We start from the raw sequence: 15442 nt of genomic DNA, 5'->3' as shown, positions 1-15442 counted from the left end.
CTCATCGCACCGCCGATTTGGCAGCGCGCAGCAAACGATCCGATAACTCTCCAGGGCCCAGCGCCCGCGCCAGGGACAAGCCGCCGACCATCAGGGCGATGTCGGCCAAGGCCTTGTCGGTGTCTTCGGGGCTGGCCGCCAACTGCGCAGCCATGAGTTCTATGTGTTCATTGAGCACCGCGCGAAACTCATCCGGCAGGCGTCCGAGCTCACCCACCGAGGCCGGGATCGGGCAGGCTTGTTCGCTGGAGTCGCGGTGCTTGCGCGACAGGTAGAACGCCGCCGACAGCGTGCGCCGCTCTTCACCGGTCAGCCCTGCGTCCAGGCCGGCGATCAAGTCGCGACGATGGCTGAGCAACTGCTTGAACGCCTCCAGCATCAGGGCATCCTTGCTTTCGAAGTGCGCATAGAAGCCGCCCACCGTCAGACCCGCCGCGCCCATCACCTCACCCACGCTCGGCTCGGCCGGGCCATGCTTGATCAACGCCGCACTGGCGGCCTTGAGAATGCGTTCGCGGGTTTGTGCCTTCTTATCGCTCATCGTCGCCTCCGAATATTACGATTGAAATATTATCCGTATAATAATTTTCCTCAAGCGGAATATCTGCCCGTCGGTCAGAAGCCTGTTTTCAAAGGTTAGGAGAATTGGCCGAACGCCAGACAAACAAAAGGGCCATTCAAGAATTGAATGACCCTTATAAAATCCCGCAGAGCGGGTAATCGTGGCGTCCCCTAGGGGACTCGAACCCCTGTTACCGCCGTGAAAGGGCGGTGTCCTAGGCCACTAGACGAAGGGGACACAAACCTTCTGAACATGATCAGCGCTGAGAACTGATCGCTTCAAGGCCGGTGTGGCCAGACCTTGAAGTGTAAATTGGTGGAGCTAGACGGGATCGAACCGTCGACCTCTTGCATGCCATGCAAGCGCTCTCCCAGCTGAGCTATAGCCCCAGGTTTTTCGCCTCGCGGCGGAGCGACATCTTGCAACATCGCTTCTGTAAAACTGGCGTCCCCTAGGGGACTCGAACCCCTGTTACCGCCGTGAAAGGGCGGTGTCCTAGGCCACTAGACGAAGGGGACGCAAACCCTTCTATACCACTGATCAACGCTGAGTGTTGATCGCTTCGAGGCCGGTGTGGCCAGACCTCGAAGTGTAAATTGGTGGAGCTAGACGGGATCGAACCGTCGACCTCTTGCATGCCATGCAAGCGCTCTCCCAGCTGAGCTATAGCCCCTCATCGCTGAGGACGGGGCGAATCTTAAGGGCGTATCGGAGGGCTGTCAAATTTATTTTCAACAAATTTGAAAATTTTTTGCCGGGATAACAATCACTTACCGACAAACCCCGGAAAACCGGGGTGTGCCCTGCCTCATCGACCGCTTAAGCGATCGCGCCCAGCAGTTTTTCCCACTCCTTGTTTTCCTTTTTCGACACGCCGCCGAGCAGATCAATGGCCTGGCGCAGGCGGAAACGGGTCAGGTCCGGCCCGAGGATTTCCATCGCATCGAGCACCGACACAGAACTGGCCTGGCCCGTGATGGCGGCGAACATCAGCGGCATGGCATCACGCAGCTTCAACTCCAGGGACTCGACCACGGCCTGGATGGTCGCAGTGATGCTGTCCTTCTCCCATTGGCGCAAGCTCTCAAGCTTCCACAGGATGAGTTGCATCAACTGGCGCACTTGGTCGCCCGAAAGTTTCTTCGATTCGAACAGCTTCGCATCCGGCGTCACGCCACCGGCAAAGAAGAAGCCGGCCAGCGGTGCGATCTGACTGAAGGTCTCCACCCTGCCCTGCACATGAGGGGCGATCTTCATCATGTAGTCGGGGTTCAGCGCCCATTTCTGCACGCGCGCGGCGAACTCTTCCACCGGCAGGTCCCGCAGCCACTGGCCGTTGAGCCAGGACAGTTTCTCGATGTCGAAGATCGGGCCGCCCAGGGAAACACGCGACAGGTCGAAGTGCTCGACCATTTCCTGTAGCGAGAACTTCTCGCGCTCGTCCGGCATCGACCAGCCCATGCGCCCCAGGTAATTGAGCATCGCCTCGGGCATGAAGCCCATGCGCTCGTAGAACGTCACCGAAGTCGGGTTCTTGCGCTTGGACAGCTTGCTCTTGTCCGGGTTACGTAGCAGCGGCATGTAGCACAGCTGCGGTTGTTCCCAGCCGAAATACTCGTAGAGCAGGATCAGTTTCGGCGCCGATGGCAGCCATTCCTCACCGCGCAACACGTGGGTGATGCCCATCAGGTGGTCGTCGACCACGTTGGCCAGGAAGTACGTCGGCAGGCCGTCGGTCTTCATCAGCACTTGCATGTCCATGCGATCCCACGGGATCTCGACGTCGCCACGCAGCATGTCCGGGACCACGCAGACGCCCTCGGACGGCACCTTCATGCGGATCACATGGGGCTCGCCAGCGGCCAGGCGGCGGGCGACTTCTTCCTTGGACAGCAGCAACGCACGCCCGTCATAGCGCGGGGTTTCGCCGCGGGCCATCTGCTCGGCGCGCATCTGGTCCAGCTCTTCGGCGGTACAGAAACACGGGAACGCATGCCCCATGTCCACCAGTTGCTGGCAGTACTGCTGGTAGATCGCACCGCGCTCGCTCTGGCGATACGGACCATGGGGACCGCCCACATCCGGGCCTTCGCTCCAGTCGATCCCCAGCCAGCGCAGGGCGTCGAAAATCTGCTGTTCGGACTCACGGGTCGAACGCAACTGATCGGTGTCCTCGATGCGCAGGATGAACTCACCGCCGTGCTGCTTGGCAAAGCAATAGTTGAACAAAGCGATGTAGGCGGTGCCGACATGGGGATCGCCAGTGGGCGAAGGCGCGATGCGGGTGCGGACGGTGGTCATGGCATGTCTCGGAAAAGAAGATAAAAGCGGAGGTCAAACAGGGGGCGAATGGTAACAGGCGATGGCGGGCGGGCTCCAGTGAGAGCGGGATTTGTGTGGCTCGTCGTCGGACCGAGTCGCGCCCATCGCGAGCAAGCTCGCTCCCACAGAAGACCGCTTGCAGCCTGGACGACGCGGCCCACTGTGGGAGCGAGCTTGCTCGCGATGAGGCCCTTAAGGTCGCCACACAACCTCAGACAGCCAGCAACCGCTCACGCAACTTGCCGATCTCGTCGCGCAGTTGCGCCGCCGCTTCGAACTCCAGGTCCCGGGCCAGTTGGTACATCTTTTCTTCCAACTGCCGGATGCGTTTGGTGATTTCGCTCGGCGAGCGCAGTTCGGCTTCGTAGCGGGCGCTTTCCTCGGCGACTTTCGCCATGCCCTTGCGCTTCTTGCTGCGAGAGCCGGGCACGGTGGCGCCTTCCATGATGTCGGCGACGTCCTTGAACACCCCTTTTGGCGTGATCCCATTGGCCAGGTTGAAGGCAATCTGCTTGTCGCGGCGCCGTTCCGTCTCGCCGATGGCCCGCTCCATGGAACCGGTGATGCGATCGGCATAGAGAATCGCCCGGCCGTTGAGGTTACGCGCGGCCCGACCGATGGTCTGGATCAGCGAACGCTCGGAACGCAGGAAGCCTTCCTTGTCGGCGTCCAGGATCGCCACGAGCGACACTTCCGGCATGTCCAGGCCTTCGCGCAGCAAGTTGATGCCCACCAGCACATCGAAGGTGCCCAGGCGCAGATCGCGGATGATCTCAACCCGCTCCACCGTGTCGATGTCCGAGTGCAGGTAACGTACCCGCACGCCGTGGTCGGCCAGGTAGTCGGTGAGGTCTTCGGCCATGCGCTTGGTCAGCGTGGTGACCAGCACCCGCTCTTCCAGAGCCACGCGTTTGGTGATTTCCGAGAGCAAGTCGTCGACCTGGGTCAAGGCCGGCCGCACCTCGACCTGCGGGTCCACCAGGCCGGTCGGTCGCACCACCTGCTCGACCACCCGCCCCGCGTGCTCGGCCTCGTAGTTGCCCGGGGTCGCCGAGACGAAAATCGTCTGCGGGCTGACGCTTTCCCACTCATCGAAGCGCATCGGCCGGTTGTCCAGTGCCGACGGCAGGCGGAAGCCGTACTCCACCAGGGTTTCCTTGCGCGAGCGGTCGCCTTTGTACATCGCGCCGACCTGGGGCACGCTGACGTGGGACTCGTCGATCACCAGCAAGGCATCGGCCGGCAGGTAGTCGTAGAGCGTGGGCGGCGCAGCACCCGCCGGACGCCCCGACAGGTAGCGCGAGTAGTTCTCGATACCGTTGCAATAGCCCAGCTCGAGGATCATCTCCAGGTCGAAACGGGTTCGCTGCTCCAGGCGCTGGGCCTCCACCAGCTTGTTGTTCGTGCGCAGGTATTCCAGGCGCTCCTGCAGCTCGGCCTTGATCCCTTCGATGGCGTCCAGCAGGGTTTCCCGTGGCGTGACGTAGTGACTCTTGGGGTAGAAGGTGAACCGTGGCAGCTTGCGGATCACCTCCCCCGTCAGCGGGTCGAACGCCGAGAGGCTCTCTACTTCATCGTCGAACAGCTCGATGCGGATCGCTTCCAGGTCCGATTCGGCCGGATAGATATCGATCACGTCACCGCGCACCCGGAACGTCGCCCGGGCGAAATCCATGTCGTTGCGGGTGTATTGCAGATCCGCCAGGCGGCGCAGCAAGGCGCGCTGGTCGAGTTTGTCGCCACGGTCCACGTGCAAGACCATCTTCAGATAGGTTTCCGGGCTGCCCAAGCCGTAGATGCACGAGACGGTGGTGACGATGATCGCATCCTTGCGTTCCAGCAGCGCCTTGGTCGCCGACAGTCGCATCTGTTCGATGTGGTCGTTGATCGAGGCGTCCTTCTCGATGAAGGTGTCCGACGACGGCACGTACGCCTCGGGCTGGTAGTAGTCGTAGTAAGAGACGAAGTACTCCACCGCGTTGTTGGGGAAAAACGCCTTGAACTCGCCATACAACTGAGCCGCGAGGGTCTTGTTCGGCGCCAGCACCAGGGTCGGGCGCTGCACCTGGGCGATCACGTTGGCGATGCTGAAGGTCTTGCCCGACCCGGTCACACCGAGCAGCGTCTGGTGCGCCAGCCCGGCCTCGATGCCTTCGACCATCAGGCGGATGGCTTCCGGCTGGTCGCCGGCGGGCTGAAATCGGGTGACTAGCTGGAATTCAGACATGACATAACCCCTGGATTCACTCCTGCTGGCCAACCAACAGGAACGAGAAAGACCGAAACGACTGATGTCGCCCGAGGAAAAAACTGGAATGCACACAATGTGGAGGTGAATGCCTTCGCTTTCAAGACGAACGTCCTACACGCCTTGCAGACTTTGACGTCGAGAAGAGACTAACGGTCGAAAAAAATCGAAAATACTTACCGTAAAAACCGAATCGCCTGTCGCCCTGCCCTGTGATGGCCTCTATACTAGCTCCCCGTTTGTGCACCGCTCTAGTGCATCCGGCTGGAGCGCGACACGTCCCCCCTCACTCCATTCAGAGCCGCGCAATAATGAGCCTGTTTTCCGCTGTCGAATTGGCACCCCGCGATCCCATCCTGGGCCTCAACGAAGCATTCAACGCCGATACCCGTACCAATAAGGTCAACCTGGGCGTGGGTGTTTACTGCAACGAGGAGGGGCGCATTCCACTCCTGCGCGCCGTGGTCGAAGCCGAGACGATTCGCGTGGCTCAGCATGTCTCGCGCGGCTACCTGCCGATCGACGGCATCGCGGCCTACGACCAGGCGGTCCAGACCCTGCTGTTCGGCAAGGACTCCCCGCTGATCGCCGCCGGCCGTGTCATCACCACCCAGGCGGTCGGTGGCACTGGCGCCCTGAAGATCGGCGCAGACTTCCTCAAGCAACTGCTGCCCGACGCCGTCGTGGCCATCAGCGACCCGAGCTGGGAAAACCACCGCGCGCTGTTCGAGACCGCCGGCTTCCCGGTGCAGAACTATCGCTACTACGACGCCGCCACCCATGACGTGAACCGCACCGGCTTGCTGGAAGACCTCAACGCCCTGCCCGACCGCTCGATCATCGTGCTGCACGCCTGCTGCCACAACCCGACCGGCGTGGACCTGAGCCCGCAAGACTGGAAAAACGTGCTGGCCGTGGTCAAGGCCAAGAACCACGTTCCATTCCTGGACATGGCCTACCAGGGCTTTGGCGCGGGCATCGACGAAGACGCCGCGGCCGTGCGCCTGTTCGCCGAGTCGGGCCTGACCTTCTTCGCCTCCAGCTCGTTCTCCAAGTCGTTCTCCCTGTACGGCGAGCGCGTAGGCGCCCTGTCGATCGTCAGCGAGTCGAAAGAAGAAAGCGCCCGCGTGCTGTCCCAGGTCAAGCGCGTGATCCGCACCAACTACTCCAACCCACCGACCCACGGCGCCAGCATCGTTGCCGCCGTGCTCAACAGCCCTGAGCTGCGCGCCCAGTGGGAAGCGGAACTGGGCGAAATGCGCCTGCGGATTCGTGGTATGCGCACCCAGATGGTGGACATGCTGGCCAAAGCCGCGCCGCAGCATGACTTCAGCTTCGTCGCGCGCCAGAGCGGGATGTTTTCCTATTCCGGCCTGACCGTTGAACAAGTCACCCGCCTGCGCAACGAGTTCGGCATCTATGCCCTGGACACCGGCCGCATCTGCGTGGCGGCGCTGAACCAGAACAACATCGGCGCGGTGACCCAGGCCATCGTCCAGGTGATCTGAGGCTTGCTCATTAAAAGCAGAACCAGGTGAGATCTGTGGGAGCGGGCTTGCTCGCGAAGGCGATATGTCAGTTGAAATATTCTTAGCTGACACACCGTATTCGCGAGCAAGCCCGCTCCCACAGCGTTTTTATGTTTCTTGCATTTAAGGCTGGCTGAAGCGGTAACAGGTGAGCAATGGACCGCTGACCGCCCCTGCAACGCGCCAATCATCACCCAAAGCTTGACTTCTCTTTTCCAATCAGTAACATACGCGCCATTCCGCGATAGCTCAGTTGGTAGAGCAAGTGACTGTTAATCACTGGGTCCCTGGTTCGAGTCCAGGTCGTGGAGCCAGACAGCAATAAAAAAGCCCCTGAATCGAAAGGTTCAGGGGCTTTTTCATGGGCCAAAGAAAAACGCTGCTGGCTGAAAAAGCTCGTCGAGGTCGCTACCGGAACAATAATCCGGCGCCAAAAAGGCATTATGGTCTGAATCCTGCTTTGTTTTCCTGCAACCCAGGCTGTCACGTGAGCGTCATGGCGGTGCCGCACACTGACGCTGTCCGTCAACAACAGCTTCATAACAACAAGGACGAAGCTATGCCCACGCAAAATCCCCATCGCATCGTTGGCCTGTGCACTTCCAGCAAGGTCTACAACGCGCTCACAGAACTCAAGCACCTAGAAGGCCACCGAACCGCCAAGTTCATTTCACTGCTGGCGGAGAACCTGGTGCGCAAAGGCGTGCTCCATGAGCAGGAAGTGGTGCACATGCTCGATCTGGTGGTCGATTGAGCGACATCGATTCCCACTATTGAGCCGGTTGATTTTTCGTTACCGCGGCTGAGTCGTAAGGTAACCCCATCGATTGATGGAGGTTCCCATGCCCAAGGTTCAAATCATGTCTGTCATTGGCAGTGCCGTCCCCGCCCCGCTCAGGGAGCGCGGTCTGCTGGCCTGCTGGTATCTGGTGCAAGATGGCGTAACCATCAGCGGCCCGCTGACTTCACTGCCCGCCGCCCAGGCCATGTCGCAACGCATCGGCCCGTACCTGCTGACCGCCTAGGGCAACTGCACCCGAGGCGCGGTTTCGACGAACAGCGCCCAGCACGACAGGAACAACGCGGCGATCAACGGGCCGATCACGAACCCGTTCAACCCGAACACCGCCAGCCCGCCCAACGTCGAGACCAGCACCATGTAGTCGGGCATCTTGGTGTCCTTGCCCACCAGGATCGGTCGCAGGAAGTTGTCCACCAGGCCGATCACGAATACCCCGAACAGTATCAGCACCACGCCCTGCCAGATGGCCCCCGAGAGCAGGAAGTACACGGCCACCGGCGCCCAGACCAGGCCTGCCCCCACCGCTGGCAGCAGCGACAGGAACGCCATCAGCACCGCCCAGGGCAACACCGTCGGAATGCCCAGGATCCAGAAGATCAACCCGCCCAGCGCGCCCTGGGTGATCGCCACCAGCAGGTTGCCTTTCACCGTCGCCCGCACCACGCGGTTGAATTTCAACTGCAGGCGCCGCTTCTGGTGTTCGGCCAGCGGCACCGCGGCACGCACCTTGCGCACCAGCTCAGGGCCATCGCGCAGAAAGAAGAACAGCAGGTACAGCATCACCGACAGGCTGACCAGGAACTGGAAAGTGCCCTGGCCGAAGCTGAACGCCTGGGTGGCGAAGAACTCACTGCCTTGCATGGCGCTCTTGACGATCTTGTCACGCAGGCCATTGAGGTTGCCCAGGCCAAAGCGGTCCAGCAGGTGCTGGAAGTACGGTGGTAACGCATCCTTGAAGCGGGCCAGGTAATCGGCAATGTCCAGCTCTCCGCTCTCCAGGCTCTTGTACAGCGCCGCGCCTTCCTGAACCAGCAGCAAGCCGATGACGATCACCGGCAAAATCGCGATCACCACGCACGTGCTCAGGGTGAACAACGAGGTGACGTTGCGCTGCCAGCCGAACTTCAGTTGCAGCCGCCGTTGCATCGGCGCAAAGACGATGCCCAGGATCACCGCCCAAAACACCGCGCCGTAGAATGGCAACAGGATCCAGATGAAAGCCAGGGTGACCAGGACCAGTAACAGCATCTGGGATTTGTTTTGCAGCATCTTTCGATTCATCAGCTTTCCATGTCCTGAGGCGGGTTACACATTAGTCAGCCAGGAATCGCCGGAGTGCCGTCGGTTCTGCGCTTGTGCCTTGATCCACATCAATAAGGCCCGGTCCGGCGTGGCGTACCCTCGCCGCTTTTTGCGACCGACGCCACCATGACCCTCGCCGCCCCTGAACTGCTCGCCCCCGCCGGCACCCTGAAGAACATGCGTTATGCCTTCGCCTACGGGGCGGACGCGGTGTACGCCGGTCAACCGCGCTACAGCCTGCGGGTGCGCAACAACGAATTCGACCACGCGAACCTGGCCCTGGGGATACGCGAAGCCCAGGCCATGGGTAAGCGCTTCTACGTGGTGGTGAACATCGCCCCGCACAACGCCAAGCTGCGGACCTTCCTCAAAGACCTGGAGCCGGTGATCGCCATGGCGCCGGACGCGCTGATCATGTCCGACCCGGGTTGATCATGCTGGTACGCCGGCATTTCCCGCAGATGCCCATCCACTTGTCGGTGCAGGCCAATACCGTGAACTGGGCGAGCGTCGAGTTCTGGCAGCAACAGGGCTTGAGCCGGATCATCCTGTCCCGGGAGTTGTCCCTGGAGGAAATCGCCGAGATCCGCCAGCAGGTGCCGGCCATGGAACTGGAAGTTTTCGTCCATGGTGCGTTGTGCATGGCTTATTCGGGGCGCTGCCTGCTGTCGGGCTACCTGAACCGGCGCGACGCCAATCAGGGCAGTTGCACCAACGCTTGCCGCTGGAAGTATTCGGCGCAGCCGGCCACCGAGAACCTGGTGGGCGACATCGTGCAAACCTATACGCCCGAGCCGACCCTGGGCATCGGTGCCCCCACCGACCAGGTGTTCCTGCTCCAGGAGGCGAACCGGCCGGAGGAATCCATGCCAGCCTTCGAGGACGAGCACGGCACTTACATCATGAACGCTAAGGACCTGCGTGCCGTGCAGCACGTCGACCGGCTGGCGCGGATGGGCGTGCACTCACTGAAAATCGAAGGCCGCACCAAGTCGCACTTCTATTGCGCCCGCACCACCCAGGTGTACCGCCGGGCCATTGATGACGCGGTGTCCGGCCGCGACTTCGACCGCACCTTGATGACCGACCTGGAATCCCTGGCCCAACGCGGCTACACCGAAGGTTTCCTGCGACGCCATGTGCATGATGAGTATCAGAACTACCAGAACGGCAGTTCGGTGTCGGCGCGCCAGCAATTCGTCGGCGAGCTGACCGGCGAACGGCGCGAGCGCCTGGCCGAAGTGCGGGTGAAGAACCGCTTCGGCCTGGGAGACCATCTGGAACTGATGACCCCCAAGGGCAACTTTCATTTCGACCTGCACCAGTTGCAGGACATCAAAGGCCAGGGCATCGACGTCGCACCGGGGGACGGGCACGTGGTGTATGTGCCGATTCCAGATGCGGTGGACCTGCAGTTCGGGTTGTTGATGCGGGATGTGCGCTAGGCTCTGTTTGAAAAGTCTTGAGACGAAGGTCAGGCAAGGCGAAAACCGGAGAGGAAGCGGAGTTTACTGGAGTAAATGAGCATTCCGAGCCGGTTTTCAACGCAGCATGAACGAGTATCAAGGCTTTTCAGACAGAGCCTAGGCCTGGTGCTGCCGCCATTCCTTGTGAAAGCAAGTGGTGTGTCAGAAGTGAATACATTGCCTGACACGCTGCATTCGCGAGCAAGCCCGCTCCCACTGGGGCCAGTATTGGCCGTTGGACCGCGACAGGAACTGCCGAAGGCTGCGATCCTCCCCGACCGATAGGGCCCGGCTGCCCGGGCGTCACATCTGGATCGGGCGCGAAAGATCGCAGCCTTCGGCAGCTCCAGCCGGTCAGATGCGGAACTGGCCGACCAATTTGCCCAGGCGCTGGCCCAGCTCGTTGAGGCTGCGGGAGGTCTGGGCGCCGAGCTGGGTTTCGTCGGCAACATTGTCCACTGCGACGGCGATCTGATGCACGCTGCGGTTGATTTCCTCGGCCACCGCGGTCTGCTCTTCGGCGGCACTGGCGATCTGGGCGTTCATCGAGTTGATGGTGCCGATCAACTGCGCCATGGTGTCCAGGGACGCGCCCGCCTCGTTGGCCCGCACCGACGTGCCGTCGCCGGCCTCGCTGGAGCGGCGCATCGCCTCCACGGCAGCATGGGTGCCTGATTGCAGGCGGTCGATCATGCCCTGGATTTCCTGGGTGCTTTGCTGGGTCCGGCTGGCCAGGGCCCGCACCTCATCGGCCACCACCGCGAAGCCACGCCCCGCCTCCCCGGCACGCGCGGCCTCGATGGCGGCGTTGAGGGCCAGCAGGTTGGTCTGCTCGGCAATCGAACGAATCACCCCGAGCACGCTGACGATCGAGGACACGTCCTGTTGCAGGCTGTCCAGGGACACGCCGCTGCTGCGGATATCGTTCACCAACGCATGAATCTGCTGGATGCTACCGGCCACCACGCGCTTGGCCGACTGGCCTTCTTCGTCAGTCTGCTGGGCGGCGACGGCCGCGCCCTGGGCGCTGCGTGCCACTTCCTGGGCGGCCGAAGACATTTCGTTGATCGCCGTGGCGACCTGGTCGGTTTCGTGGCGCTGGCGCTCCATGGCCTGCTCCGAGCGCTGGGCCTGCTCGGACACTTGCGTCACCAGCCCGGTCAGTTGCGAGGTCATGTCGGTGATCTGCCGCACCAGGCCGTGGATCTTGTCGACGAAGCGGTTGAACGAACCGGCCAGTTGGCCGAGCTCGTCCTGGCTGGTGATCGCCAGGCGCCGGGTCAGGTCGCCCTCGCCCGCCGCGATGTCATCGAGGTTGTCCTTCATCAGGTGCAGCGGCCGCAGGATGGTGTTCGCCAGCAGCAGGCCCACCACGGCAATCACCAGCAACACCACGGCGGCGATGCCGACGATGCTCAGGATCACACCCTGCACGCGTTCATGGACCTTGGTCTCCACCAGGGCGACCTGGGCTTCGATGCCGTCCAGGTTGACCGAGCTACCGACCGCCATGTCCCACTTGGGCAGGTATTCGGTGTAGCCGAGCTTGGGCACCAGTTCCTGGCTGTTGGGCAGTGGCGAGCTGTATTCGAGGTAGTGGGTACCGTCCTTGGCGACTTTCACCAGGTCACGGTTGACGTAGACCCCGTTGGGATCGCGGTTGTCCTTGAAACTCTTGCCCACGCCGTCGGCGCTGTTGGCCTTGAACAGGCGCACGGTCTCGGAGTCGTAGCCGAAGAAGTAGCCGTCCTTGCCGTAGCTGATGTTCGACAGGAGCTTGATCGCCTGGGCCCGCGCCTCGTTGTCACCGGCAGCGGCGGCATCGTACAGCGGCTTGATGGCGGTCAACCCCACCGCCACGTAGTTCTGCAGCGTCGCCTTGGCCTCCGCGAGCAGGCGTTCGCGCGTCTGCTGCACCTCTTTGCCGGCCTGCTCCGTTAGGATGAAGGCCGTGGTCAGGCTGATGATCACCGCAGACAACAGGACCGGCAGTATTGCCAGGGACAGGACTTTAGCCTTCAGGCTCAGGCGCATGCTGTTCACTCTTGTTGGTGTTATTGGCGTGGTTAGCTGGGTTAGCGGCAGCGCACGGCAAAACTGTAGGACAAGGTGAAAAAGCTTGGCGCGAATGGTCTACCGATTTGTCATCGGATTTAATGGCCTCTTCGCGAGCAAGCCCGCTCCCACACTGGACTGCTGGCAGCACCTATTGGGTGTTCACAGCAGATCTTTTGTGGGAGCGGGCTTGCTCGCGAAGGGTTCGGCTCGGTCCTGAGCCTGTTTGAATATCCCTTACAACACCATCGCCGCCACCCAACCAAACGCCAGCAAGGGCAGGTTGTAGTGGATGAAGGTCGGGACCACCGTGTCCCAGATATGATGGTGCTGGCCGTCGATGTTCAGGCCGGAGGTCGGGCCCAGGGTCGAGTCCGAGGCAGGCGAGCCGGCATCGCCCAGGGCACCGGCGGTGCCGACGATGCAGACGATCGCCAGTGGGCTGAAGCCCAGTTGCAGGCACAGCGGGACGAAGATCGTCGCGAGGATCGGCACCGTGGAGAACGACGAACCGATCCCCATGGTCACCAGCAGCCCGACCAGCAGCATCATCAGCGCACCGATGCCCTTGTTGTGGCCGATCCAGGCCGCCGAGGCCTCCACCAGGCTCTGGACTTCACCCGTGGCCTTCATCACTTCGGCAAACCCCGAGGCGGCGATCATGATGAAACCGATCATCGCCATCATCTTCATGCCTTCGGTGAACAGGTCGTCGGTCTCACGCCAGCGCACCACGCCCGACAGGGAGAAAATCAGGAAGCCGACCAGGGCACCGATGATCATCGAGTCCACCAGCAACTGGATGGCGAACGCCGCCGCCACGGCCAACCCGGCCACCATCAGGCTCATCGGGTTGTAGCGCACCGCCACTTGCTCGACCCGGGCGATTTTCTTCAGGTCGTAGACGCGTTTCTTGCGGTAGCTGAACAACGACAGCAACAAGCCGAACACCATGCCCAACGCCGGGATGCCCATGGCGTGGGTGACGTTGATGCCGCTGACGTCCACACCGCTGCGGGCGATGTTGGCGAGCAGGATTTCATTGAGAAAGATGTTGCCAAAGCCCACCGGCAAAAACATGTAGGGAGTGATCAGGCCGAAGGTCATGACGCAGGCGATCAACCGGCGATCGAGTTGCAGCTTGGTCAGCACATAGAGCAGCGGTGGCACCAGCAGCGGGATGAAGGCGATGTGGATCGGCAGGATGTTCTGCGAGGCGACCGCGACGGTGCCCAACAGGCCGATGAGGACCCATTTGACGCCGGACCCGCCGGCGGCGTCCTGACGGTCCACCATGGCCAGGGCTTTGTCCGCCAGGGCGTGGGCCATGCCGGATTTGGCAATCGCCACGGCGAACGCGCCGAGCAACGCGTAGGACAGCGCCACCGTCGCACCGCCCCCAAGGCCGGCGTTGAACGCCTTGAGCGTCGCGTCGATGCCCAAGCCCCCGGTCAAGCCCCCCACCAGCGCGCCAATGATCAGCGCGATTACCACATGCACACGAGACAAGCTGAGCACCAGCATGATGCCAACCGCGGCAATTACTGCATTTATCATCGTTACCTCAAAGCACAGCGATGGAAAGCCACCGGACAAAAAGGGCGCGACTTTGCAGGAAGCGGCGGCAAGCTGCAAGGGCCAAGGTGGTGATTTGTGCCAGCCACAAAGCGCCGGGCCTCTCTCCGTCAAATGTGGGAGCGGGCTTGCCCGCGAAGGCGGTGTATCAGCTAAACATTCATGACTGACACTCCGCCTTCGCGGGCAAGCCCGCTCCCACAGGGGGATTTGTGCCAGCCACAAAAGGCGAGCCCGCTCCCACAGTGGCAAGTGCAGGCTTCAGCGCTTGGACAGTTCGATCACCACCTTCAACCCACCCCACTCACTGGCGTCCAACACCAGCCTGCCGCCCCAGCTGTCGACGATGTCGCGCACGATCCCCAGCCCCAGGCCATGGCCATCGGTCTGTTCATCCAGTCGGGTGCCACGGCTGAACACCTGGTCGCGGCGGTCTTCAGGGATGCCTGGGCCGTCGTCTTCCACGGCCAGGCTGAATCCCCGGCCGTCTCGGTCACCGTTAGGCGCACTTCGGCGTCGGCCCATTTGCAGGCGTTATCCAGCAGGTTGCCCAGCAGTTCCAGCAGGTCCTCGCGGTCCCATGGCAGGTGCAGGCCAGGAGGGCCGAGGTAACTTAAATGCAAGTGTTCGCCGTGGATCATATTGAGCGTCGCCAGCAGGCCAGGCAGTTCGGCGTCGCAATCGAGGTGGGCGCCGGGCAACGCATCGCCGGCCAACCGGGCGCGATTGAGCTCACGGTTCAGGCGCTGGCGTACCTGTTCCAGTTGTTCGAGCAACAGCTTGCGCAATTCGGGGTGCGGGTCGAGTTTCTCGTTCGACGCCAGGCTTTGCAGCACCGCCAAGGGTGTTTTCAAGGCATGGCCGAGATTGCCCAGGGCATTGCGCGAACGCTTGAGGCTGTCCTCGGTGTGGGCCAGCAGATGGTTGATCTGCGCCACCAGCGGTTCCAGTTCGCGCGGGACCTGCTCGTCGAGCTGCGAACGCTGGCCGCGTTGCAACTGCGCAATCTGCTCCCGGGCCCGGTCCAACGGGCGCAAGGCCCGACGCACGGTGAGGCGTTGCAGCAACAGGATCAGCAGCAGCCCCGCCAACCCCAGGCCCAGGCCGATCTGCTGCATCCGGCGGAAACTGTCGCGCACGGGGGTGTAGTCCTGAGCGACGCTGATGGAGATCGCCTGGCCCAGGCGCCGGTAATCGGTGCGCAACACCAGCAGCTTCTGGCCCTCGGGGCCCAGTTGCAGGTTGCTGTGCAGGCCCGGATGGTCGAGCCGGGGCAGTTCCTGGTCCCACAGCGAGCGGGAACGCCAGTGGGCATCGGCAAAATCGATGCGAAAGTAATGCCCGGAAAACGGCCGCTGGTAGGCCGGCGACAAGCGTCGCTCATCCAGTTGCAGGCCCTGCGGGCCACGCACCAACGCCACCAGCAGGTTCTCGCTGTCGTTGCGCAACCCGGCTTCCAGGTAACGCTGCAAACCCAACTCGAACAGCCACAGGCTGGTTTGGGCCAGGACCAGGCCCACCACCACCATCACACCGATCAGGCCCAGGCTCAGGCGGCGCTGGATGGATCTCACGGCAGGT

Annotated in this window: 9 protein-coding genes, 5 tRNA genes and 2 pseudogenes; 5 read left to right on the top strand and 11 right to left on the bottom strand. The window is 62.1% G+C overall.

Features of this window, described 5'->3' with window-relative positions:
• Position 1 precedes the first annotated feature (1 nt).
• The 7 genes from KI241_RS08855 to uvrB all read right to left on the bottom strand — a co-directional run bounded on the left by KI241_RS08855 (position 2) and on the right by uvrB (position 5111).
• Positions 2-541 (bottom strand): TetR/AcrR family transcriptional regulator, encoded by a 540-nt coding sequence (locus KI241_RS08855; RefSeq protein ID WP_042728355.1) that lies wholly within the window; start codon positions 539-541, stop codon positions 2-4.
• A gap of 182 nt (positions 542-723) precedes the next feature.
• Positions 724-799 (bottom strand) — tRNA-Glu (locus tag KI241_RS08850).
• A gap of 76 nt (positions 800-875) precedes the next feature.
• Positions 876-951, bottom strand: a tRNA-Ala gene (locus tag KI241_RS08845).
• Positions 952-1004: 53 nt separating this feature from the next.
• A tRNA-Glu gene (locus tag KI241_RS08840) sits at positions 1005-1080 on the bottom strand.
• A 79-nt stretch (positions 1081-1159) separates the two neighbouring features.
• Positions 1160-1235, bottom strand: a tRNA-Ala gene (locus KI241_RS08835).
• 146 nt (positions 1236-1381) lie between these two features.
• Positions 1382-2863 carry a glutamate--tRNA ligase gene (gene gltX, locus KI241_RS08830; protein WP_042728354.1) on the bottom strand — a complete coding sequence of 494 codons (1482 nt, stop codon included), beginning with the start codon at positions 2861-2863 and terminating at the stop codon, positions 1382-1384.
• Between the two features lie 232 nt (positions 2864-3095).
• Positions 3096-5111, bottom strand: coding sequence for an excinuclease ABC subunit UvrB (gene uvrB, locus KI241_RS08825; protein WP_042728353.1), 2016 nt, complete (start codon positions 5109-5111; stop codon positions 3096-3098).
• 332 nt (positions 5112-5443) lie between these two features.
• Here uvrB and KI241_RS08820 point away from each other — a divergent pair, with 332 nt between their 5' ends.
• The 4 genes from KI241_RS08820 (at position 5444) to KI241_RS08805 (ending at position 7686) form a co-directional block, all read left to right on the top strand.
• Positions 5444-6640, top strand: a complete 1197-nt coding sequence (locus KI241_RS08820) for an amino acid aminotransferase (protein ID WP_042728352.1) — start codon at positions 5444-5446, stop codon at positions 6638-6640.
• A gap of 259 nt (positions 6641-6899) precedes the next feature.
• Positions 6900-6975: transfer RNA gene (locus tag KI241_RS08815), tRNA-Asn, on the top strand.
• A gap of 245 nt (positions 6976-7220) precedes the next feature.
• On the top strand, positions 7221-7415 hold the full coding sequence (locus tag KI241_RS08810) for a hypothetical protein (RefSeq protein WP_042728351.1): 195 nt from the start codon (positions 7221-7223) through the stop codon (positions 7413-7415).
• An 88-nt stretch (positions 7416-7503) separates the two neighbouring features.
• The gene (locus KI241_RS08805) at positions 7504-7686 is read left to right on the top strand and encodes a hypothetical protein (RefSeq protein ID WP_042728350.1); all 183 of its coding nucleotides are present in this window, start codon (positions 7504-7506) and stop codon (positions 7684-7686) included.
• Here the strand turns inward: KI241_RS08805 and KI241_RS08800 are convergent.
• Positions 7683-8744, bottom strand: coding sequence for an AI-2E family transporter (locus tag KI241_RS08800; RefSeq protein WP_042728349.1), 1062 nt, complete (start codon positions 8742-8744; stop codon positions 7683-7685). The two genes, KI241_RS08805 and KI241_RS08800, sit on opposite strands and share 4 nt — an antisense overlap.
• Before the next feature lie 147 nt (positions 8745-8891).
• Between KI241_RS08800 and yegQ the strand changes: the two are divergent.
• Positions 8892-10210: pseudogene (gene yegQ / locus KI241_RS08795) on the top strand (tRNA 5-hydroxyuridine modification protein YegQ).
• 375 nt (positions 10211-10585) lie between these two features.
• On the opposite strand, the gene KI241_RS08790 reads toward yegQ, so the two are convergent.
• From KI241_RS08790 to KI241_RS08780, 3 genes and pseudogenes are all read right to left on the bottom strand, one after another.
• Positions 10586-12265 carry a methyl-accepting chemotaxis protein gene (locus KI241_RS08790; RefSeq protein WP_042728347.1) on the bottom strand — a complete coding sequence of 560 codons (1680 nt, stop codon included), beginning with the start codon at positions 12263-12265 and terminating at the stop codon, positions 10586-10588.
• A 258-nt stretch (positions 12266-12523) separates the two neighbouring features.
• On the bottom strand, positions 12524-13840 hold the full coding sequence (locus tag KI241_RS08785) for a Na+/H+ antiporter NhaC family protein (RefSeq protein ID WP_161796091.1): 1317 nt from the start codon (positions 13838-13840) through the stop codon (positions 12524-12526).
• Between the two features lie 282 nt (positions 13841-14122).
• Positions 14123-15435 (bottom strand): annotated as a pseudogene (locus tag KI241_RS08780) (sensor histidine kinase).
• Positions 15436-15442 lie beyond the last annotated feature (7 nt).

Origin of the sequence: Pseudomonas sp. Cab53, assembly GCF_018325965.1 — a bacterium.
GTDB classification, from domain to species: Bacteria; Pseudomonadota; Gammaproteobacteria; order Pseudomonadales; family Pseudomonadaceae; genus Aquipseudomonas; species Aquipseudomonas chlororaphis_E.
Note: the sequence above shows the minus strand (reverse complement) of the source record. Positions and strands in the feature narration are given on the sequence as shown.

Bases quoted from the DNA above. Each gene is read 5' to 3' on its own strand.
- uvrB (WP_042728353.1), bottom strand. From the start codon at position 5,111: ATGTCTGAATTCCAGCTAGTCACCCGATTTCAGCCCGCCGGCGACCAG.
- gltX (WP_042728354.1), bottom strand. From the start codon at position 2,863: ATGACCACCGTCCGCACCCGCATCGCGCCTTCGCCCACTGGCGATCCC.
- KI241_RS08855 (WP_042728355.1), bottom strand. From the start codon at position 541: ATGAGCGATAAGAAGGCACAAACCCGCGAACGCATTCTCAAGGCCGCC.
- KI241_RS08800 (WP_042728349.1), bottom strand. From the start codon at position 8,744: ATGAATCGAAAGATGCTGCAAAACAAATCCCAGATGCTGTTACTGGTC.
- KI241_RS08790 (WP_042728347.1), bottom strand. From the start codon at position 12,265: ATGCGCCTGAGCCTGAAGGCTAAAGTCCTGTCCCTGGCAATACTGCCG.
- KI241_RS08805 (WP_042728350.1), top strand. From the start codon at position 7,504: ATGCCCAAGGTTCAAATCATGTCTGTCATTGGCAGTGCCGTCCCCGCC.
- KI241_RS08820 (WP_042728352.1), top strand. From the start codon at position 5,444: ATGAGCCTGTTTTCCGCTGTCGAATTGGCACCCCGCGATCCCATCCTG.
- KI241_RS08810 (WP_042728351.1), top strand. From the start codon at position 7,221: ATGCCCACGCAAAATCCCCATCGCATCGTTGGCCTGTGCACTTCCAGC.